Genomic DNA, 19,511 nt, shown 5'->3' on the forward strand with positions numbered 1-19,511 from the left:
ACGTCGCCCTCGGTCAGGGCGGCTGCTTCTGCGTCCACACCTGCAGCTGGCCCTCGAGTTCGCCGATGAGGAGCCGGCCCTGCTCATCGGTCCGCAGAACGCGTGCGCCGTCCATCTCGAGCGCGTCGAGGGTCTCGGCCCGAGGGTGACCGTAGTCGTTGTCGACGCCCACGCTGAAGAGTGCGACCGTCGGGTGAAGCCCCTCGTACAGCGAGAAGTCCTGATCGGCGCTGCCGTGATGGGCCACCTTGACCACCGGGTAGGGTCCCCGCAGGTGTGCGGCGCGCAGCAGCATCCGCTGGGCCTCCGCCGAGAGATCCCCGAGGAACAGCGACCGGGGCACTCCGCCGCCGTCGACCTCGATCACCACGCTCGCATCATTGCCGGCAGAGACAGCCATCGAACGACGCGGGGGCCACAGCACGCTCCACGATGCGTCGCCGAGCGAACCGCGCGCACCCGCGGCGGCCGACGTCACCGTCGCTCCCCCGTCGGCGAGGCGCTCGAGGATCCGCTCGTCACCGCGGGTGTCCGGCGGACCGTGCAGCACCACAGAGACCCTGCCCTGCACCGCTTCGACCCCACCGACATGGTCGAGGTCGAAGTGCGTGAGCACCAGGAGATCGACGCGGTCGATGCCCAGACCGCGCAGACACGAGGCCAGCGGCTCGGGTTCGGGGCCCGTGTCGATCACGAGGACACGTCCCGAGGAACGCACGAGCAGCGCATCTCCCTGGCCCACATCGCACGCCGCGATCGCCCAGTCATCGGGCGCGGTCATGCGGGCGAGGGGTCCGTCCAGCACGACGCTCGCCGCGCCCAGCGCAAGCGTGCAGGCGAGCACCCCGCCTGCGACGACGCGGACGAACGGCAGGCGGCGGAACCCACCGGCGAGCATGATGCCCACCGCGGAGCTCAGCGCCGCGACGATGACAGCGCTCATGATGCCGGGCACCACGGCCACTTGGGCGAGGGGAAGGTCGGCAGTGATCGTCGCGGTCTGAGCGATCCATGCGGCGGGAAGCCAGGCGGATGCTGCGAGTACGTCGGCCAGCGCGGGTACGGGAACCGTGAGGCAGGCGAGCAGCCCGATGATCGTCGCGAGAGGAGCGCCAGGAGCGGCGAGCAGGTTGGCCACCAGACCGATGAGCGACTGTTGCTCCGCGAACAGCGCGATGATCGGACCGCACACCAGCTGCGCCGCTGTCGGCACCGCGATGGCGAGGGCCAGCGGCTGCGGCATCCATCGCGCGAGTCCACGCGTCAGCGACGGAGAGAGCAGGATAAGTGCGCCCGATGCGGCGACGGACAGCGCGAACCCCGGGGTCGACGCCAGCCAGGGATCGACCACCAGGATCGCGACAGCACTGAGCGCAAGGAGTCCGGCGCCCGCACTCGGCCGCCCGAACAGCACGGACAGCATCGCCACCCCCGCCATCACCGCGGCGCGGATCACGCTCGGCTCGGGGGTCACGAGGATGACAAAACCGGAAAGCACCACGGCGGCGACGAGCACACGGGTCCTGCGTCCGGCTCCGCACAGCGCCGAGAACCAGAACGCCGCACCGACCACGATCGCGCAGTTCGCCCCCGACACCGCGGTGAGGTGGCTGAGCCCGCTCGTGCGCATGTCGTCGTTGAGGTCGGTCGACACCGCACGGGTATCGCCGACAGCGAGACCGGGGAGCAGACCCGCGCCGGGTTCGGGCATCCGCAGCGACCGCTCGATGAACGCGCTGCGCACCTCGGCCGCGACCGCGAACACCCCCGATGCCGGGACCTCGACAACCGCCGTGCTCGCGAACACCACGAGAGCCAACCTCTCCCCCGCATCCGTCGCTACCGCCTCGCCCTTCACTCGCACCGTCGCGCCGAGATCGAAGCCGTCGGCCGGGTCGATACCGATCCGCACCGGAGCCGACATGCCCTCGATCCGCCCCGGCGACCCGATGCCCGTGAGCTGCACCTCCATCCACAACCGCCCGTCACGACCCACCGACGCCGAAGAGGTGACCTCCGCCGTGGCCTCGACCACGCGACCATCCCACGACGCCGCGCCCTCGCGAGCAGGCAGCGCCGACAGCGCAGCGATCGAGACAGCGCCCATACCGGCCAGCACGACCAGAACGAGAGCCACACGCGATGCCGCGCGATCGGCACGCCGCAACACGACCCCGCACACGACGACCGCTCCGCCCACCCCCACGAGCGCGCACCACATCGCCGCCGCAGGCACGAACACGCACACCAGCGCAACCACCCACACCGCTCCTGCGATCGGCAGCAGGCGCAGATCCCGCCTCACACGAGCGCCCCGTCACGGATCACAGCGATCATCCCTACGTTGCTCGCGCTCTTCACGGATCCTCGCATCAGGACACCGTATTGGCCGCGTTCCAGTGCCGTGGAGCACGGTCACGACGGGCGTGGAGAACAAGACGACACCGGCGGCGTGTGCAGAGACAGAGGACGGCGTCACTCGAGGTGCGTTCGGAGCCAACCGAAAAACGCCAAGCGCATCCGCCAGCACTGGACCGGTCAGAAGCAGTTTGACCGACTTCTCGCCGGCAGCGTGGAGACATCGGTGCTGTCGATCGATAGTTTCCGCGCCCTCGACACCACGCGCATCTTCGCCATGATGACCACGCAGTACTTCGCCGAGGAAGATCTTCTCCTGCAGCAGTTTCCGCCGAAGTTCGCAGTCAACCGCGGCATGGGCGGCAGAGGCGTCGAGCGCTTCGCCGGCTTGCGCGACGTCGGCGCCATCGACTCCTGATAGTGCGACGACCTGAGCACCTGAACGGAGACACCGTGACGGACCCAGAAGAGCACGCGCGTCTCGCACGTCTCCAGGAGATCCGAGGAAGCATGGAGGAGCTTCGGATCGAGGCTCTCGCGGAGCGTGGACGCAAGACCTTCACGACCGAAGAGACACTCGAGTTCATCCGGCGGCAGGATCTCGCCGCAGACACCGTGGCGAGCTGGGCCCTTGAGGGGCTGGAGCCGGATTCTGCCGTCCTGGAGCGAGTCCAGTCCTACATCGAGGGAGAAGTGGCGATCGAGGAGCTGATCGAGCAGGCGACGCGACGCGCAAGCGCGGGGCCATAAGCCTGGGCGTCCCTCGGATCGCCAGACCCCTCAGGATGCCGCGCCACTGCGTCGGTCCCGCTCGGCCTCAAAACCCGATAGAATATGGCTCTGAAAACATTTCTGAGAGGAGGCGACATGACGAACGCATCAGTTCTCTTGCGCGCCGCCCGAAAGAGCCGCGGCCTCACACAGAAGGATCTCGCCCAACGGACCAACGTCGACCAGGGCCGAGTCTCGCGATGCGAAAGCGGTCGCGAGGCCGAGTTCAGCACCATCGAGCGCTTTCTCAGCGGCACCGGCCACCGACTGTATTCCGCGCCTACGCGGCGGGACGACGCGGCGACCATCGCCGCAGCGATCCGTAGGTACCTGCGTGCGGGCGACAAGTACAGTGCTCTTCGCGAGCTCATCCAGTTGAGTGACAACCTCAACTCCGAACACGGCCTTGTACGCGGGGTCCTCGGCCTCGCCGAGCCGGAGCCGACTGGTGACCGCGCGTGGGATGCGGCCCTTGCAGCACTCGTGGATCTTCGCCTCAGCGAGGAGGGACTCCCCTCTCCCGCATGGGTTGACGCTCCGAACAGGCAGCTCCGGGCGCCTCGAACCCTGGACGTCGATCCTGCGGACCCGATCCCGGCACCCGAGGATGTCCCCGCCGAGTTCCTCGAGCGTGGCGTCCTTGTCTGGCGAGACACTCTGGCGAGCGTCTGATGGGCGACTCGCTCGATCGCGACGACATCATCTCCGGCCTCCGTGACCTCGTCGGTGAGCTCCACACGGCCGGTGAAGTCGCGGGCATACGCCTCGTCGGCGGTGCCGCGCTCGTCCTTAGGTACTTCGACCGGCGCGCCACTGGAGACCTCGATTCTCTTCACATTCACCCCGGAAGCGATGACGCCGTCCTCGCCGCAGCCGAGCGTGTGGCGGATCGACGAGGCTGGAGCGCCGGCTGGTTCAACTTCGCGGTGGAGAACGCAGACTCGGTGCCCACGTTCGGGCGGCGACCCGTCGAGTGGGAGACGATCTACGACCGCGACAGCGTTGTCGTCCAAGTCGCCTCGAAGGAGGCGCTCCTCGCCATGAAGCTCCGCGCCAATCGCCCGGGGCGCGACGTGGACGACATCCGCCAACTGCTCGCCCTGTGCAGCCTCACCACGCTGGCGGAGGTCGAGGAGCACTACGAGGACTTCTATCCCGGTGACGGCCTCACCGACCGCGCTATCGGCATGGTCGAGCGAATCCTCGACGGCGGATTGCCGACAGTGGTTCCCTCGCCCGGACCAATCGACCTCTGACGTCACGGTGGGCGACGACGTTCTGTCGATTCGTCGCTCGGCCGCGCGCGAGCGCGGGGTCGTGTCAATCACGGCCGCGTCGCGAGCGGCGGGTGCCGATGCCCGGAGTGCCGTTGTGCACTGATTCGTCGGGGACGGATGCCGCGGACAAAGGGTCGACACGCACGGTCGCCCCCCACCGGAGTCCGCGCCGCCGTTACCGTGCGGGGGTGTCGCCGACGTACAGCAATTCGCCGTCGCCCTCACCCTCGCGCGCCTCAAGGTGCTCGAGGATGCGCGCACGTGCATCCGATTCGGCCGGTGTGGCGACGTTCGCCGGACCAGATTCGTGCCGGTCCTCGCCCAGGTTCTCGGGCAGGGGCGCCTCGCCGTTCGCGAGTGCATCAGGATTCGTCATGGTCTGCTCCACTCGTCGGCAATCTGAACTCCAGCATCATCCGGATGCCGCCGAGCATACAGGCGTTGACGGTGGGTCGCCGCAGGAGCAGCCGCACGACCACGCGCTCCCGCAGCGGTCCTCGACCACCGATAGGTTCCTGGTATGACGACGACACAGATCGCCCTCAGCGAGCCTCTCTACGGAGCCTCGTTCCCACAAGCCGTCTCACGCTTCTTCCGCAAGTACGCGACTTTCAGCGGACGGGCCAGCCGGAGCGAGTACTGGTGGTGGGTGTTGGCGAACGTGCTCGTGGCCCTGGCCTTCAATCTCGTCGGGTCACTGACCGACCCACAGTGGACGTCTCGCCCCATCGACGTATTCTCACCGTTCGCCTCCGGCGGCGCCTTCGCATTGGCGAGCCCGGTCGGCGTTGTATTTCTGATCTACGCAACGGGAATCCTCATCCCCGCACTCGCCCTGACCTGGCGGCGGCTCCATGACATTGATCGCAGCGGCGCGTGGTTCTTCATCGTGCTGGTCCCGCTTATCGGCGCCATCGTGCTCCTCGTCTTCACCCTGCTGAGCGCTCGCCCCGCCGGTTCCCGCTTCGACGAGTAGTCCAGACTCTGCGAAGGAGCGGCCACACGGCGCAGTGCCGCACACGGCAAGAACGCCACATCACGCGACCCGTGAGTGAGACCGCGAAGCCCACAACCACCCGCGCACCTGAACAGAGACACCGTGGCTGACATCCAGAAGTGAGACAGAGAGATGGACTGGATCCGCGTCCATCCGGACTACATCCTGACCCATGTCGCCCACGGCAAGAGCCGCCGAGCACGGGGCTCAGCGGCTCTTGTCCAGCACGTGTCCTCGGCAGCCCTCTACCGGGCTTCGAGTAGCACCTTCGCGAGTTGATTGTCGGCGTAGGGCGACGTCGAGAACGGACGAACGGGCGTGTAGCCGAGCCTGCGATACAGCCGGTGCGCCTCGGCGAGATCATCCCGAACTGTCAACCGGAGGGTATGCACGCCGCGACGCGCGCTCAGGGTTTCGATCTCCCTCACCAACGCCTTGCCCGCGCCGAGTCCACGAACAGAATCATCGACAAACACCCGTGTCAATTCAGCGATCCCCGGCTCGACGACCTTCGCACCCCCGCACCCGACGACCCGCTCTCCATCTCGGACGATGACAAGAAAGCCGGTATCTCCTCTGAGATCATCGCTGGGCTCATCGAGCATCGCCTGCTCGACCTCAGCGTCGCTCGCTTCCCGACCCCAATAGCGTCCGACGACTTCTACGAAGAAGCGTCTAATGACCGCGCGCCCGAGTGAAGACGTCGGATCGACAAGCATCATGTCGAAGGCCGTGGTCGCGTGGGACGGATCCACCGCTTCATGTTGCATGGTCTGATTCTCGCCTACCTGCGGCCATCGCAGGCGTCTCGATAGGCGATACTCCACGCCATTCGTCTTCGTCAACCGCGGCGGTCGCAGCTACACGACGACCCCCTGGGGCCTTCGCACCGGCCATCGACGGACCGAAGTTCTCCGAGTTCGATATCTCTTACTCCACCCACAACAGCTACTCTCCCCCTTGCCTCTTCGGAGGTCCTGTCTACACGGCGAGGGCTAACGTTCAACTATGACATTTTCCTCATCAACCAGCATTTTCACTCCGCGGGCAACCGTCGTCGGAGGAGTCGGGATGGTGGCTGGTGGCGTGATCCTCGTCGCCACGCTCTTCATTCAGCCGGGTCCAGGAAGCATCCTCGTTGGCTTCACCAGTCAGCTTCTTGGGTTCTTGCTTCTTGCCATCGGCACGCTCCTCGTGTCCCCCTCCACCTCGCGAGCTGGTCGGTGGTTAGCGTTTTCGGGGTCGCTGATCTGGCTCATCAGCTGGTCGTGGCCCCTGTTCGGAGGGTGGTTCATACCCATCTCGATCTGGGCATGGGCATGTATCGCTGCGTTCGTGTACCTAATAGCAGCAGTCGTCTACTTGTCGCGAGGTGGTGTCGTCGGAGGGATATTCAGCGCGATTCTTGCCATAGGCTCCGTCGGGTCGGCTATCCCGTCGTACCTCAGCCCCATTTTCGCTCCCACAAATACTTACCTGGGGATCGCCCTCGGAGCTGTGTGCGCCGCGGTGGTCAGTTGGGTGACTCACAAGAACCGCAGAGAGGTTTCGATTAGGTGATGTGGGCCTCGATACCCGCGTCTCGCAGAGGGCTGGTTTGGAAGCCTATATGCACGAGGACGGAACATAGATAGCCCATCTGCCGCGATCGAAGGTCGGGAATATCGAGCACAATCTCGCGCTCCGGGACCACAGCAGCGAAAGCGACACTCGCCGCACCGCCAGGGCACGGGCTATGTGCGCCCCTGCGGGATCAGCCCAGCCGAACCCCTTTGCCATTCGACGGTTATGACGAGTGCGTGGCAGGCGTTCAGAGATCCATACTGAGGGGATGGTGGAAAAGGATCGGTCGAGTCCCCCGTACCCACAGATAGTCAGCGCATTCGGCGGCGTGGGAGCGCCGGTCTTGCTGCCCGGTGGGCGCGGCCTGACCTGGCGCGCCGGTCACGTGGTTCTGAGGCCGACAGGGGATGCGGTTGAGACGGCCTGGAAGTCGGGAGTACTGGCTAAGCTGCCGAAATCGAGCGAGTTCAGTGTCCCTCGACCACTCATGGACGAGGAGGGCAGTTGGGTGCGAGGCGGGTGGCACGCTATGGAGTGGGTACCCGGCGAATCAGACGAAACGCGGATCGATGACATCGTGCGGGCGGGGCTGGCGTTTCAAGAGGCCATCACTGTGGAACCTCGCCCGTCCTTTATCGAGGCGTCCTCGGATCCGTGGAGTCGAGCTGACCGGATGGCTTGGGGTGAGGTGGCGTCGCCGAACGATAGTCTCCTTGCGCGAATCGGGAGCGAGTGCCGGTCGATCGCAGCACCCGAGCAGGTGATCCACGGAGACCTCTTAGGCAACGTGATGTTCGCCGACGGACGCCCTCCCGTCGTCATCGACTGGGCCCCGTATTGGCGTCCTCCCGGTCTCGGCGCTGCGATCGCCGTGGTCGACGCCGTTTGTTGGCATGGATATCCCCTACGGAAGCTGGGCCGCGATTTCGGCATCGAGCACTGGCGCCAACTGTTGCTTAGAGCGTTGCTATTCCGGACCGCGACGCTACACCTCCTCGGGTATTGGACCGAAGATCAGCACCAACGCCATGTGCCCGTAGCTGACGCCATCATCGCCTTGCGCGACTAGTCATTGACAGCCGGTACCGATATCGAGGGCCTGCTCCGAAACTGGAAGCGGATGGGTGGCCGCGTTTGCGGCGCCGTAGCACGCCACGAGACCTTCCGCTCCGTAATCGATCGTTTCTGGCGGGCGTCGCGCAGGCCATGTCCGACGTGCGAGCTGATGATTCGTAGCATGACCCTGTGGACCACAACGAGATCGTGCGACTCTACGGGCCGTGGCGCCCACGAACGGTCGACGATGTCGTGGAACTCTTCCGTGGCTACCCGGGCCGATGGTGGATCGCCGGCGGGTGGGCCATCGAAGCGTTCACGGGCGTCTCGCGGACTCACGGCGACATCGACCCGAGCGTCCCTCGCTCCGATGCGCACATGCTGCGCAGTCATCTCCGCGGCCGCCTGGACGTATGGGCGGCGAACCACGGCGACCTGCTCTCTCTCGCCGCCCCGGCACGGCCGATTCCGAACACCTGCAGCAATCTGTGGCTCAGACCCGACGGTGCCAGCCCCTGGGAGTACGACGTCATTCTGATGGACACCACTCCCACCGATTGGATCTACAGGCGACACCCGAGTATCACCCGCCCCTTCGAAAAGATCCTCTGGACAAAGGAGGGCGTCGACTACCTGCGCCCGGAGATCCAGCTACTCCACAAGGCTCCGGGCCTTCGGCCGCAGGATCAACTGGACTTCGATACCGCTCGTTCATCCATGAGTGGTGAAGCCTCGGCATGGCTTCGAAGCGCACTGGAAACCGCACATCCGGGACACCCATGGATCGACGAGTTGACCCGATGACCCTGAACAGCCCTGACTACACATGCCTGTCGATCATGATCGTCTGCGACAGGGTTGGGCGCGAGTCAGTCGTGCCTGAGTCTCGCCGCTCCTAATGTCACGCCGATGCGTTCGACGCTTTCCTCAACGGTGCATCGGTCTGTGTCGATCACTATGTCGGGGCTGATTCGAGTCAGCTCAGCGGTCCAGTCCCGGTAGATCCGGCTGAGGAAGCTCTGATCCTTCGAGATTCCTCTCGTCGGATCCGACTGAGCCCGAGCGATCGCAGTCTCGAGAGCAACGGTCGTCGCCACCGTCACGATCACAGCTCCCGGCGGAGCTTGGGTGCGTAGCCGCGAGACCTCGTCGTCTGAACCGGATCCTTCCGCGACGACGCACGTGAGATCGGTTCGGGCCCAGAGCCCGATCGTTGCCTCGAAGATGTGGTGAGCTGCCTCCCAGCTCGGGAGCGTCGGGAGAGCCATGGCCGCGATCTGATCGAGCTCGACAAGCGCCACTCGCTCCCCCTGGTCTCGTAGCTCAACGCTGCGAGCGGTCGCCAGGGTGCTCTTCCCAGAGGCCTGCGGCCCAGCGACGATGATGAGAGCAGGCGGGATTTCGCGAGTATCCATCCCTCCAACGTGCCCGATGCCATCCATCCGTGCCAGCTTCCACCGCACTGGGTATCGGAACGCTGCTCTGGCTCACGCCAGCGACGATCCCAGGCACACCTTGCCTCCTTGCCAGAACACGATCATTTACGGCAGGCACGGGAAGAGAGCGCTGGTCTTACCCCGTTGTCAGGTCGGCCACGTCGCTCAGCACGGCGTCGCGTGAGCGTCCGTATTTGGTGATCAGCTCTTCGGGCGAACTGACGAGGGCCTTCCACAGCGCCCACGCAGCGCCTCGCAACCAGGCATCCCCAGGTAGCTCCAGCCGGTCCCGCAGTCGATCGCGCTCGGGAGGGCTGCAACTCAACCATGCGAAAGCCAGGTCACAGGCGGGATCACCGACGCACGTCTGCCCGAAGTCGATAAGCGCCGCCAATCGGCCGCCGGGATCGAACAACATGTTGCCTGGAGCGACATCGCCATGCACCCACACCGGCGGCCTGGTCCACACTGTGCTTACGGCCGCATCCCAGAGTGCCCGACATCCCTCAGCGTGACGTCTGTCCAGGAGTGGTAGCAAGCCCTGAACATCCTCGGCAACCGCGCTGATGTGACAGCCACGGTAGGCAGATGCCCTCCCTGCCCATGGGCCTCCGGCAGTGTCGCAGGCCTGCACCTCCCTCAGAGCGTCACCTAAAGCACTGATGGCTGTCTCTCGCTCGCGTGATTCGACCGCTCCTAGAGTGTGCCCCTCAATCCACTCGCGAACGGACCACGGTCTGCTGAACTTCGCCGAGGGAGCTCCGGTCGCCACGACGCGAGGGATGGGGACACGAAGACTGGAGTCGAGGATCGCGAGGGTGCGCTCCTCCCGGACGAGGCCGGCGACATAGCCGTCAGCGCTGGGCAGGCGGACAGTCATTCGGTCGCCAAGCCGAAAGGTGCGGTTGTCCCACCCCTGAACCTCCACGGGGCGGATCGGCAACTCTGACCACTTAGGGAACTGCTCCGCAACAAGGGAGCGAACCAACAGAGAAGTGATCTCTTCGGAAGCGGCAGCCATCGCGCCAGCCTACTCAGACGACCGGCGAGCTTGCGGCAGTCGTCGACGATCCCCGGAAACGGCACCGAAGTCGTCCGCCGGAAGCACGAAGTTGAGGCATCCTCCGGTCACTCGGCCGCCTCGATGATCTCTTTCAATGCGGCTGTATGTCCTCGATATGCGCGACGTCCGGGCTCTGTGAGTGACAGGCGCAGGCGTGAGTGCCCTCCTCTTGTCCGGTGTTCCTCCCGCAGGTAGCCGTAACCGACGAGCTGGGCGATGTGCTTGCTGAGGGCGGACTTCGATATGCCCAGTCGCTCCTGAAGCTCACGGAATTCGACATGCGTCGTGGCGTGTGCGATCGCGCAGATTCTCAGCCGATGCGGGGCATGGATCAGGGGATCGAACTTCGCCTCAGCCACGACCGAATGCCTTGCGGTACCGACGCCCCATCTCAAGAGTCGCCACCCCTGCCAGCACTCCCGCGATGATCCACAGCCACGGGATCTCGAGACTCACCGCGAGCACGGCCGGAACACCGACCAGGATCATCATCGCGATCATGTAGGGAAAGACCGCCTGACCATCAGGCCAGACGACCCCATACCCCGGCCTGGTGAAGACCATCCGCATACCGACACCCACCACAGCCACAAGTCCGAGGATGGTGACCACTCTCGATGGCCCCAGGGCGAGCATCTGCGCACTGCTGATCGCGGCCAGAAGCACTGCTTGCGTGATGAAGAACCACCACGGCAATGGCGGGTTCCGCGTCTCCTCCTCGGCGCGGCGTGCGTCTTCGAGCATTGCGTGCGCGTCATCGCGCCCTGGGGGTCGACCACTACCGGTTTCCATGATGGAAACAGTACCAGCCAGTTTCCATAGAGGAAACTGGGTAAATCGAACCGCACAGCACCCTACGTATAGGGTCTCGAGGGGCTGTCACGATGGCCGTGACGTACCAGTACGGCAGCGAAGATCAAGCCTGGACTGCGGCCGCCGCTTCGGGTTCGGGGCTGATGGGTCGCTCGCGCGCGGGCCACCGGAACTGCTCGACGAATCCGGCGATCGCCTTCGAGCGCGTCACGAGGACGAACAGACCGTAGCCGATCATCCCGCCCAGGATGTTGGTCATCCAGTCGTTGATGTCCGCGAGGTGTCCACCCAGCGCGAGCCGTGCCGTGGCCATCTGCGTCAGCTCGATGGCCAGGCTCGAACCGGCGACGATCGCCACGACCTTCCACCAGCTCGGCCGCACCGCGAGCAGCGGCACGAGCACACCGAGCGGGACGAACACCGCGATGTTGATCAGAGCATCCTCGAACCCGTAGTCGACGAACGGCACCAGGTACAACGGCAGCGGACGCGGCCCATCGTAGAACCCCGTCCCGACGCGGAGGAAGATCGGGAAAACCGTGTTGGCGAGCACTCCGCCCGCGTAGACCGCGAGGACGGCGGCGACGCTCGACCGGGCGAGAGTGACGCGCCCGCGGGAGCGGAGCACCCAGATCAGCACGAGGAAGACCACGACTCCGAACGGGATCACGATCGGGAGCATGGGGACTTCGATGAATGTCATTCACTGCTCCCGGTGAGTGCAGTGTTCGTTCCACGGTCTGATCCGACGTCGCGCCTGCGCGGGCTTCCGTTTCGGCGCCGTCGAGAGGCGTCGAACACGAGCGTGAGCAGGAGCGGAAGAGCCATGCCGAGAAGTGCGCCGATCGCGACGTCGTGGACGTAGTGCACGCCTTCCACGACGCGGCCGATCGCAACGAGCACCGCGACGCCGATCATCGCCCACGTGAGCGCCGATCTGGCGAGCAGCACCGCGACCACCGCCACCGCGCCGAAGGCGAGGGTGACGTGGTTGGAGGGCAGCGACCAGTCCCCCGCCGGCGGGCACTCCGCCGCTGTCACCCAGCGAGAACACGGACGCGCCTGTGCGAACAATGCCTTCAGGGCTTCGCTCGTCACGTACGCCAGCACGACCCCGATCGATGCGACCACGGCACGCGGACGCTGCGACGGATGCTTCCACCAGACCCAGCCGATCACCGAGGCCGCAGCCAACGCGAGAAGCACGAGCGTGACCTCGGAGACAAGGTCCACGTGCGGGACGGACAGCCCGAGAGAGCTCAGCCATTTCGTCCCCACGACGCTGAGGCTGCCCGGGGCCGGAGCCAGGATCAGTGCTGTGGCCGCCATGGTGACGGCGATGAGCGGAGCGAGCCTGCGGGCGCGCAGAGTGCGAGAAGGCATGATCTCGACCATATTCGTGAGCTCAGCGTCCGGGCGTCAGTCCTGCGATGTACACGCATCAGCCCCGAGGTGGAGATCAGCGGCGAGACACGTTGCATGCCCTGGAAGAGCACCCGCTCGGCAGGCCTACTGCGCCGCAGCCAGCTATCAGGAGAAGAGCTGGCGAAGCTGGTCGGGATCGCCGGAGTCGACCGCCTTCTGGACCGCGTCAATGGTCTCCTGATCCAGGAACATGCCTTTGAGGGTGCCGTTCCACATCTCCCGCACGGCATCCACATCACCGGCGTCGACCGCCCGGCCCGCGGACTCGATCGCCTGCTGATACGGAATCTGCAGGAACCCCTCAGGCGCGTCATTCGGGCCATAGTAAGGAATCCAGGGACTGTCGGGGTCGGGGGTGAGCCAGAGCACCTGCCCCGGCTGGATCACGCGTACGTGGTTCATCGAGCCCAGGGTGGGGTACGCGCAGAACCGTTCAGCGATCACAGCCTCCACGTCGCCGGGCTCGACCGTATACGTCAACGGGGTGCCGTCCTGATCGACTGTCACCTCGCCCGCCGCGAAGTCGCGTGGACCCAGGTCCCGGAGCGTCCCCTCTCGCGCCCAATACAGACCGCCGGTGCGGCTGATGACCTCGGACATGCCGGAGCAGGTTTCCGACTCGATCGATTCCGACTCGGTCGATTCCGGCGCCGGTGAAGCCTCGGTCACCGGCTCTGCGACGGCCGCGGGAGCGGATGGCGTGGGCGCCTGAGATGCGCTCGGTGGGGTGGCGGTGCACCCGGCGAGCGCAGCAGCCGTCACGGCCAGTGCGACGAGTACAGGAGCGAGCTTGTGTGCGCCGGACATGACGTCATACTGACAGACGGAGTTGACCTTCTCCACGTCCACTTCGGCGCCGCGCGAATCTTGGAGAGTGAGAGCCGTCGTCGTTACGCTGGATCCATGAGCAGGCGGACTCGACAACGGACCTGGATCCTCGCGGGCGTGGGTCTCATCGCCTGCGGCGTCCTCGGCGTCCTTCCCCCCGGCGGGCGCGTCGGATCGGGCCCTATTCTGCTGGTTACGGATGTGCTCTTCGCCGCATCCGTGTTGCTGTTCGCGGTGGGACTATCACGTGAGGCCAGCGTCGTATCCCGCCGCCCCTTGGGGGTGGCGGCGTTGGCGATCGTCGCGATCTGGCCCCTGCTCTCTTCCGTGATCACCCGGGCGATGGGCCCCGGCGTCTCGCCGGACGACGGCGCGTGGACCACCTACGGTTACATCGCTTTGTTCATCCCCACGGCCGCGGGGCTGGTCGCCGCGATGCAGATCGCGCGAAGCGATACCGTCCCTTCTCCCTGGCGTTGGGCGCCAGCATGGGTTCTGGGCATGCAGGCCCTCGTCTGGGCCGTATCTCAGGCGGTCCTCGTCACGGCTCGTCCGGAGAACGTTCAATCGTTCGCGGACCCCTTTCACATGTTCGGCACGCTCACATCGCTCGCCGCAACATTGGGCCTCGGCATCCTCACCCTCATCCTCGCGGCTCGATCGCGACCTGAGAGCGTCCAGGTGTATCGCTCTCCCTGACGGCGCCGACGCACGCGCTGAGCATCATCGCCGGGAGCATCACCAGACGCTATCGATGACCGCGAGACGGCGACGTCAGCGATGCTCGAGGCAAACATCTACGGGATACCTACCGGCGGCGCACCTTCAGCCTTCTGACCGGCGCACTCGCTGGTTGTGCAGGCCCACCGCGATGATCGCTGCCACCGGGCCGACAAGAATGACCATCACAGCCCAGAGCACACCCCCGGTACTCATGAGTCCCGCTCCGAGGACGATCAGACCTGCACCTGCCGCACGCATCGCGACGGATCCGCGCGGGATCGTCTTCGTGCGTCCCCCCATCGGGATCCGATCCGCTGCGTTCGCTCGCAGAGTCCTGCCCAGAGCGACATGGAAGAGAACGACTCCGAGGACAGCGGCGATCACACCTGCGACGAACATGACATCGACGCTACCAAGCACGCCCGGGACGTGCTCACCTCGGCGGCTGCTACAGCTCAGTCGAAGATCCCGACGACGCCCACGCCCGCTGGAGTGCGGCGAGCGCAGTATCGAACGCATCCGGAGGGAGGTACGTCGGGCCGTCTGCGATGTTCACATTGCGGAGAGGATCATCCGTCGCGTGCTGAGGGAGCAGGTGACAGTGCAGGTGTGGCATCCGGTGGCCCATGACGAGGTAGTCGATCTTCTTCGATCGGAACACTTCGTCGATGGCGCGCGCCGCGCGCTGCACGTCCGCCCAGAAGGCGGACAGGTGCGTCGGAGACAGTTCCGTCATGTTCACGACGTGTTCTCGCAGGATCACCAGGCAGTATCCGGCGTGATGCTGATTGCGAGCGAGCCGCACATGACTGGTTCCCGTGGTGACGACGAGGGCGCTGTGATCGTTCGCCGGCAGGTGCGCGTCACCGCACATACCGCACTGCTCCGCCGCTGCCAGCGCCGCCCATTCGTCTTCCGACCACCACATGGCTCCCACCGTAAGCGATCGCCTTCGGCTGGCAGACGAGACTCGGCAAATGCTCGGGGGTTCGCCGTAGGCTTCGCACGTGACGCCGATCTCTGACCACCCCCAGCGACGGCAGGTCAGGATCGCCGGCGGCTTGTTCGCAGGCGCAACGGCGATCGTCATCGCGGTCATCACCGTCGATCGACTCTCCGCAGGCGCTGCATCCGTGCTCCTCGGTCCCCTCGACGACCAGACCATCCTCAGCGCGTCGATGCTGGTCGCCTCACTCGCTCTGGTGATGGGCCTGTGGAGCGTCTCATCGCCGACCTGGATGTTGCCGTTCAAGATACTCGGGCTCCTCGGGGCGGTGGTCACCGTCCTCGGAGCGGGGGTCTTCACACTCTTCAGCATCGACGTCTCCAGGACGACACTGGTCGAGGGCGGGTGCGACACCGGATACGTCGTCGTCGAACGCACGCTCCTCCTCGGGTCGAAGGGGACGGTCTACCAGCAGGAGGGTCTGTTCATCGCCTCACCGATGGGCCGCACCTCGGGGGACGACGCCCATGAGCCGTTCGCCGAGGGCGACTACACCGTCACGACGACGGACGGCACCCTGACCATCGAATACGGCGTGGATCGCGGGGGCCCTACCGCCACGCTTTCGCTCCCCGCGATCGTAGATCGCGTGCCGAGCTGCGGGTATGCGCCCACCAGCCTGGACACTCCGCCGGGGTCCACGGAGCCGACGACGCCGACCGAGGTTCTCACCCCGACGTCGGTGGGCGCGGCGATCGATCAGCTTCTCGACGACTCGCTCGCCGCCGCGGCAGGGACACCCGTCGATGCGTCAGGCACCCCGATCGACGCGTCGACAGCGGAGCGCAGTCTCGTTCCCTGTGTCGATGGATCAGGCGTGCAGCATCACGTCGATCTCGAGCTCCGCACGGATGACAACGCGACGTCGGTCGCTCAGATCCTCGGTGTCTGGGACGACGCGGGGTATGAGCCGGACAGGGCGATGCAGGAGGACATCCGATACAGCGAGACTGGCCCGGTCGCCCGCTTGACCATGCGCGATACGACGAGCATCGACGGGTTCGTGCGCCTGACGATCACCTCGGCGTGTGTGCCTGCACAGTAGGCCTGCCGCCGCACTTCCTGACCGCCGACGACGATCGATCACTCTGGTGCAGCGACCTCACTCCCCCGCATCCGTCGTGGCTCCGAGCTCGAACGGGTGAGTGAGCCGCCACCACTCGGTGGGCGGGTCGATGCGGCCCTTGATCACCACGGGAGCGGTGACGGTGTTGGGGCCGGCCGTCCAGGTGATGGTCCCCACGACCTCTCCGTCGCGGTACGTGACGGGGCGACCGATATCGGTCGTCATCTCGATGGGCGTGTCCGACCACGTGAGGATCGACGCGCCCTCGCCCAGGACGAGCGTTGCGGTCGACCCCCAGGGGGTCGACAGGGATCCCACCTCCTGGCCCTCCTCCGCGACGAACACGTCGTGAAAGCCGGAGCGGATGCCGTCGAGCGCCGCGATCACGGCGGCGTTCAGCGAGGCTCGTGACAACTCCCCCAGGATGACGCCGGTGACCTCGAGCGGATCGACCGCGCCGACATCCAGGGTCGCCGTGTAGAGCAGGTTGTGCCTGCCCTCGCCGAGGTTCCCGGTCTTCAGCCCGGTGATTCCGGCGGTGCCGAGGAGGGCGTTGGTGTTGACGAGCTGACCGCCGCCGGGGACCGAGACCGACGGTTTCGCGACGATCCGCGCGATCACCGGATGTGCCGCGGCGATCTTCGCGATGGCCAGCAGGTCGGCAGGAGTGCTCGTGTTGCTCGGACTGATGCCCGTGGGTTCCGTGACCGTCGTCCCGGTGAGCCCGTGGGTCGCGAGCCAGTCTCGGGTGGCGCCGAGGAACGCGGTCTGCGATCCGAAGATCCGTGATGACAGTGCCTCGGCGTAGTTGCTCGCGGAGGGCACGAGCATGACGGCCAGGGCGTCGTGCAGCGACATCGACGTACCCGTCGGCATGGGGGCGATCGTCGCGCCCTGCACGTAGTACGCGTCGTAGAGGTCGTGGTCGGCCTTGTCGAACGTGATGGTCGGCCCCGGATCGTACGCATCGGCGAGCGGCACCTTCTCGAGGATGACGAGAGCGGTGATGAGCTTGGTGATGCTCGCGATCGGAAGCGGCTCCCCCGTCCCCGTCGCCGCCCAGGTCCCGCTCGCCGTCTCGCCGAGATAGGCGTCAGCGCCGGCGACGCTGATCGCCGACGCGGCAGCGGTCGATGTGACGGGAGCGACCGGATCACTGACGGGCACTGGGGGGAATCGGGTCGACACCGCGGTGGCATCCACCGGCGCCGTCAGCGCCCACCCGACGTAGCCGCCGGTGACAGCCAGCAACAGCACCAGGCAGACGGCGGTGACGATGAGCCCTCGCCGGCGGCGTCCCCGGCGAACGCCGGGATCGATCGGATCCCCGGCGAACTCCTGCTCGTGCGTCATGAGGTCCGCGAAGTCGGACAGATCATCCACCGGCTGATCACGCGCCGTCATAGAGAGCCCCTCATCGCGCCCCACCTGTCGCTCGCAATCGTCCGAAAAGGCCATCATCGCGCATCCGCGCGGCCTCGGGTATCGGCCGTTCGGGGGACAAAGCCCGACGCGCGGCGGGCGATGACGGGTGACGACGATGCCGTCACGCCCATCCCCTACTCTGGTGGCTATCGCGAAACCCGGCCGCACGGCGGGTTGCGAACCGAGGAGGAACACGATGGGCATCGCATTCCCGTCCGGCTCGATCTCTGTCACGACCACGACAGGCGACACCGTCATCCTGCGCATCTGCGACCTGTGCGGTGCGACCGTCATCGACGCGGAAGACACCGATCTCGCATTCCACAAGCGCTGGCACCGGATGACAGGATCCGGCAACTGGGTCGACCCCGCGACGGGCACCATCCACGGCCCCGGCAGCCTTCCTCGCTAAAGACCATCAGACGCCCGCAACCGCTCTGCCGCCTCGACGCAGGAGTTGCCGATGGCTCACGGCATTCTGACCCGCGAATTGCGCGTCGACGCACGTCTGACGGACAAGATCGCGGCGAAATCTGCCAGAGGTCGACCGCCGGCGCTCGCGACGCCGGCTCCGATGCCATGATCGGAAAATGCGCCGATCCGAAGAACTCGATCACGCCGTGGACGTCTACTTCCGCGGCATCCACGACTGCGATGTGACGCTGCTCGACCAGGTGTTCCACCCCGCGAGTTCGCTGTTCGATGTCGATGAGGGTGTGGTGACGGTCGATCCGTATCCCGCCTGGCGGCACGTCGTCGAGAACCGGGCATCTCCGGCGTCGATCGGCCAGGCGCGCGAGGAGGAGGTGCTCTCGATCGACTGGCTCTCGGATGCCGCAGCAGTCGTGCACGTGCGACTGCGGGTGATCGACAGCATCTTCGTGGATCAGCTCTCTTTCGTCGATGGACCGCACGGGTGGCAGATCGTCGCGAAGGTGTGGCACCTGGAATCCACCCTGTAGGCCCCCGCCGCCCGCCGTCCTCTCGCCACCCCCGTCGCCGAGCGGTCGGCGGCGGTTCGCGCATCACACCCTCACCCCGTCTCGAATGCCCGCGAGGAGCTTCTCGCCGATGCCGGGGACGGCGAGCAGGTCGTCGACGGACTGGAATCGGCCGTTGTCCTCCCGCCAGGCGATGATCCGTTCGGCCAGCGCGGGGCCGATCCGCGGCAGGGTCTCCAACGCGGCCTGATCGGCAGCGTTCAGATCGACGAGACCGTCATCGGGGCTGGTCGCGCCCGGCTCAGCCCCCGTCGCGCCGATGGCCGGAACGACGATCTGCTCCCCGTCGGAGAGCACCCTGGCGAGATTCACCGCCGCCAGGTCGGCGGCGTCGGTCGTTCCTCCTGCCGCGGCGATCGCGTCGACGAGACGCGAATCGACATCGAGCACGTAGAGTCCGGGAACCTCCACGGCGCCGAGCACATGGACGTACAGCTCGCCCGAGGAACCGGCGTCGATCGCGGCATCCGTCGCCAGCGGCACCGATTCGGTCGGAGGCGCCTGCCCGCGCATCAGCCCGAGCCCCACCGCGACGGAGAGCACGACGAGCGCGACGACGAGCGCGGCGCCCACACTCAGGCGCAGCGCCCGAGGATGAGGCGTCGCGGCGGGCGGATCTGACATCCCGCAACGCTAGGGGCGCGGGCGGCCACCCCTGACGCATCCGGCCGCTCTGCGTGAGGAATACACGGAGAGCGGCCGG

General features: G+C 66.2%; 26 protein-coding genes. 12 read left to right on the plus strand and 14 right to left on the minus strand.

Translation table 11 applies throughout. The features are described from left to right. Window positions 1–13: 13 nt before the first annotated feature. Window positions 14–2,260 (minus strand): ComEC/Rec2 family competence protein, encoded by a 2,247-nt coding sequence (locus ABTZ43_RS05350; RefSeq protein WP_350538080.1) that lies wholly within the window; start codon window positions 2,258–2,260, stop codon window positions 14–16. A gap of 324 nt (window positions 2,261–2,584) precedes the next feature. Between ABTZ43_RS05350 and ABTZ43_RS05355 the strand changes: the two genes are divergently transcribed. The 4 genes from ABTZ43_RS05355 to ABTZ43_RS05370 all read left to right on the plus strand — a co-directional run bounded on the left by ABTZ43_RS05355 (window position 2,585) and on the right by ABTZ43_RS05370 (window position 4,385). Then, window positions 2,585–2,776 (plus strand): hypothetical protein, encoded by a 192-nt coding sequence (locus tag ABTZ43_RS05355; RefSeq protein ID WP_045254613.1) that lies wholly within the window; start codon window positions 2,585–2,587, stop codon window positions 2,774–2,776. A gap of 35 nt (window positions 2,777–2,811) precedes the next feature. Then, the gene (locus ABTZ43_RS05360) at window positions 2,812–3,108 is read left to right on the plus strand and encodes an antitoxin VbhA family protein (RefSeq protein ID WP_350538081.1); all 297 of its coding nucleotides are present in this window, start codon (window positions 2,812–2,814) and stop codon (window positions 3,106–3,108) included. 84 nt (window positions 3,109–3,192) lie between these two features. Continuing rightward, window positions 3,193–3,801: a helix-turn-helix domain-containing protein gene (locus tag ABTZ43_RS05365; protein ID WP_350538082.1), complete on the plus strand. Its 609-nt coding sequence runs from the start codon at window positions 3,193–3,195 to the stop codon at window positions 3,799–3,801. Then, window positions 3,801–4,385, plus strand: coding sequence for a DUF6036 family nucleotidyltransferase (locus tag ABTZ43_RS05370; RefSeq protein ID WP_056418257.1), 585 nt, complete (start codon window positions 3,801–3,803; stop codon window positions 4,383–4,385). The genes ABTZ43_RS05365 and ABTZ43_RS05370 overlap by 1 nt, the downstream gene beginning before the upstream one ends. 196 nt (window positions 4,386–4,581) lie before the next feature. Here the strand turns inward: ABTZ43_RS05370 and ABTZ43_RS05375 are convergent, their stop codons facing one another. Continuing rightward, a complete protein-coding gene (locus ABTZ43_RS05375) occupies window positions 4,582–4,782 on the minus strand; it encodes a hypothetical protein (protein ID WP_314095081.1) in 201 nt (66 codons plus the stop codon). A 144-nt stretch (window positions 4,783–4,926) separates the two neighbouring features. Between ABTZ43_RS05375 and ABTZ43_RS05380 the strand changes: the two genes are divergently transcribed. Beyond that, entirely contained in the window at window positions 4,927–5,382 is a 456-nt protein-coding gene (locus ABTZ43_RS05380) for a DUF805 domain-containing protein (RefSeq protein WP_350538083.1), read from the plus strand. A 266-nt stretch (window positions 5,383–5,648) separates the two neighbouring features. Here ABTZ43_RS05380 and ABTZ43_RS05385 read toward each other — a convergent pair whose 3' ends face one another. Next, window positions 5,649–6,173: a GNAT family N-acetyltransferase gene (locus ABTZ43_RS05385; protein ID WP_350538084.1), complete on the minus strand. Its 525-nt coding sequence runs from the start codon at window positions 6,171–6,173 to the stop codon at window positions 5,649–5,651. A 238-nt stretch (window positions 6,174–6,411) separates the two neighbouring features. On the opposite strand from ABTZ43_RS05385, the gene ABTZ43_RS05390 reads away from it, so the two are divergent. From ABTZ43_RS05390 to ABTZ43_RS05400, 3 genes are all read left to right on the plus strand, one after another. Then, complete coding sequence (locus ABTZ43_RS05390; RefSeq protein WP_350538085.1) at window positions 6,412–6,963, plus strand: hypothetical protein; 552 nt, start codon at window positions 6,412–6,414, stop codon at window positions 6,961–6,963. A 532-nt stretch (window positions 6,964–7,495) separates the two neighbouring features. Continuing rightward, window positions 7,496–8,035, plus strand: coding sequence for a hypothetical protein (locus ABTZ43_RS05395; protein WP_350538086.1), 540 nt, complete (start codon window positions 7,496–7,498; stop codon window positions 8,033–8,035). 176 nt (window positions 8,036–8,211) lie between these two features. Further along, a complete protein-coding gene (locus tag ABTZ43_RS05400; protein WP_350538087.1) occupies window positions 8,212–8,826 on the plus strand; it encodes a nucleotidyltransferase domain-containing protein in 615 nt (204 codons plus the stop codon). A gap of 65 nt (window positions 8,827–8,891) precedes the next feature. Here the strand turns inward: ABTZ43_RS05400 and ABTZ43_RS05405 are convergent, their stop codons facing one another. From ABTZ43_RS05405 to ABTZ43_RS05435, 7 genes are all read right to left on the minus strand, one after another. Continuing rightward, window positions 8,892–9,437 carry a hypothetical protein gene (locus ABTZ43_RS05405; RefSeq protein ID WP_350538088.1) on the minus strand — a complete coding sequence of 182 codons (546 nt, stop codon included), beginning with the start codon at window positions 9,435–9,437 and terminating at the stop codon, window positions 8,892–8,894. Between the two features lie 157 nt (window positions 9,438–9,594). After that, the gene (locus ABTZ43_RS05410; protein ID WP_350538089.1) at window positions 9,595–10,479 is read right to left on the minus strand and encodes an aminoglycoside phosphotransferase family protein; all 885 of its coding nucleotides are present in this window, start codon (window positions 10,477–10,479) and stop codon (window positions 9,595–9,597) included. Window positions 10,480–10,586: 107 nt separating this feature from the next. Continuing rightward, window positions 10,587–10,880 carry a transcriptional regulator gene (locus ABTZ43_RS05415; protein ID WP_314095089.1) on the minus strand — a complete coding sequence of 98 codons (294 nt, stop codon included), beginning with the start codon at window positions 10,878–10,880 and terminating at the stop codon, window positions 10,587–10,589. After that, complete coding sequence (locus tag ABTZ43_RS05420; RefSeq protein ID WP_350538090.1) at window positions 10,873–11,265, minus strand: hypothetical protein; 393 nt, start codon at window positions 11,263–11,265, stop codon at window positions 10,873–10,875. The genes ABTZ43_RS05415 and ABTZ43_RS05420 overlap by 8 nt, the downstream gene beginning before the upstream one ends. 172 nt (window positions 11,266–11,437) lie before the next feature. Next, complete coding sequence (locus ABTZ43_RS05425) at window positions 11,438–12,037, minus strand: VanZ family protein (protein ID WP_350538091.1); 600 nt, start codon at window positions 12,035–12,037, stop codon at window positions 11,438–11,440. Next, window positions 12,034–12,717: a phosphatase PAP2 family protein gene (locus ABTZ43_RS05430; RefSeq protein WP_350538092.1), complete on the minus strand. Its 684-nt coding sequence runs from the start codon at window positions 12,715–12,717 to the stop codon at window positions 12,034–12,036. The genes ABTZ43_RS05425 and ABTZ43_RS05430 overlap by 4 nt, the downstream gene beginning before the upstream one ends. 147 nt (window positions 12,718–12,864) lie before the next feature. Continuing rightward, window positions 12,865–13,602: a hypothetical protein gene (locus tag ABTZ43_RS05435; protein ID WP_350538093.1), complete on the minus strand. Its 738-nt coding sequence runs from the start codon at window positions 13,600–13,602 to the stop codon at window positions 12,865–12,867. A gap of 60 nt (window positions 13,603–13,662) precedes the next feature. On the opposite strand from ABTZ43_RS05435, the gene ABTZ43_RS05440 reads away from it, so the two are divergent. After that, window positions 13,663–14,286, plus strand: a complete 624-nt coding sequence (locus tag ABTZ43_RS05440) for a hypothetical protein (RefSeq protein ID WP_350538094.1) — start codon at window positions 13,663–13,665, stop codon at window positions 14,284–14,286. Window positions 14,287–14,412: 126 nt separating this feature from the next. Here ABTZ43_RS05440 and ABTZ43_RS05445 read toward each other — a convergent pair whose 3' ends face one another. Together ABTZ43_RS05445 and ABTZ43_RS05450 are read right to left on the minus strand one after the other, a co-directional pair. After that, on the minus strand, window positions 14,413–14,709 hold the full coding sequence (locus tag ABTZ43_RS05445; RefSeq protein WP_350538095.1) for a hypothetical protein: 297 nt from the start codon (window positions 14,707–14,709) through the stop codon (window positions 14,413–14,415). Window positions 14,710–14,758: 49 nt separating this feature from the next. Beyond that, on the minus strand, window positions 14,759–15,400 hold the full coding sequence (locus ABTZ43_RS05450; protein WP_350538096.1) for an HIT family protein: 642 nt from the start codon (window positions 15,398–15,400) through the stop codon (window positions 14,759–14,761). Here ABTZ43_RS05450 and ABTZ43_RS05455 point away from each other — a divergent pair. After that, window positions 15,372–16,361 (plus strand): hypothetical protein, encoded by a 990-nt coding sequence (locus ABTZ43_RS05455; RefSeq protein ID WP_350538097.1) that lies wholly within the window; start codon window positions 15,372–15,374, stop codon window positions 16,359–16,361. The two genes, ABTZ43_RS05450 and ABTZ43_RS05455, sit on opposite strands and share 29 nt — an antisense overlap. A 57-nt stretch (window positions 16,362–16,418) precedes the next feature. Here the strand turns inward: ABTZ43_RS05455 and ABTZ43_RS05460 are convergent, their stop codons facing one another. Next, window positions 16,419–17,786 (minus strand): D-alanyl-D-alanine carboxypeptidase family protein, encoded by a 1,368-nt coding sequence (locus ABTZ43_RS05460; protein WP_350538098.1) that lies wholly within the window; start codon window positions 17,784–17,786, stop codon window positions 16,419–16,421. A 217-nt stretch (window positions 17,787–18,003) separates the two neighbouring features. Between ABTZ43_RS05460 and ABTZ43_RS05465 the strand changes: the two genes are divergently transcribed. Continuing rightward, on the plus strand, window positions 18,004–18,219 hold the full coding sequence (locus tag ABTZ43_RS05465) for a hypothetical protein (RefSeq protein WP_045254627.1): 216 nt from the start codon (window positions 18,004–18,006) through the stop codon (window positions 18,217–18,219). A 178-nt stretch (window positions 18,220–18,397) separates the two neighbouring features. Continuing rightward, complete coding sequence (locus ABTZ43_RS05470) at window positions 18,398–18,769, plus strand: nuclear transport factor 2 family protein (protein WP_350538099.1); 372 nt, start codon at window positions 18,398–18,400, stop codon at window positions 18,767–18,769. 63 nt (window positions 18,770–18,832) lie between these two features. Here ABTZ43_RS05470 and ABTZ43_RS05475 read toward each other — a convergent pair whose 3' ends face one another. Continuing rightward, a complete protein-coding gene (locus ABTZ43_RS05475; protein ID WP_350538100.1) occupies window positions 18,833–19,432 on the minus strand; it encodes a ComEA family DNA-binding protein in 600 nt (199 codons plus the stop codon). Window positions 19,433–19,511: the final 79 nt, after the last annotated feature.

The organism is Microbacterium sp. NPDC097977 (assembly GCF_040302605.1).
In the GTDB taxonomy this organism is placed as follows: domain Bacteria; phylum Actinomycetota; class Actinomycetes; order Actinomycetales; family Microbacteriaceae; genus Microbacterium.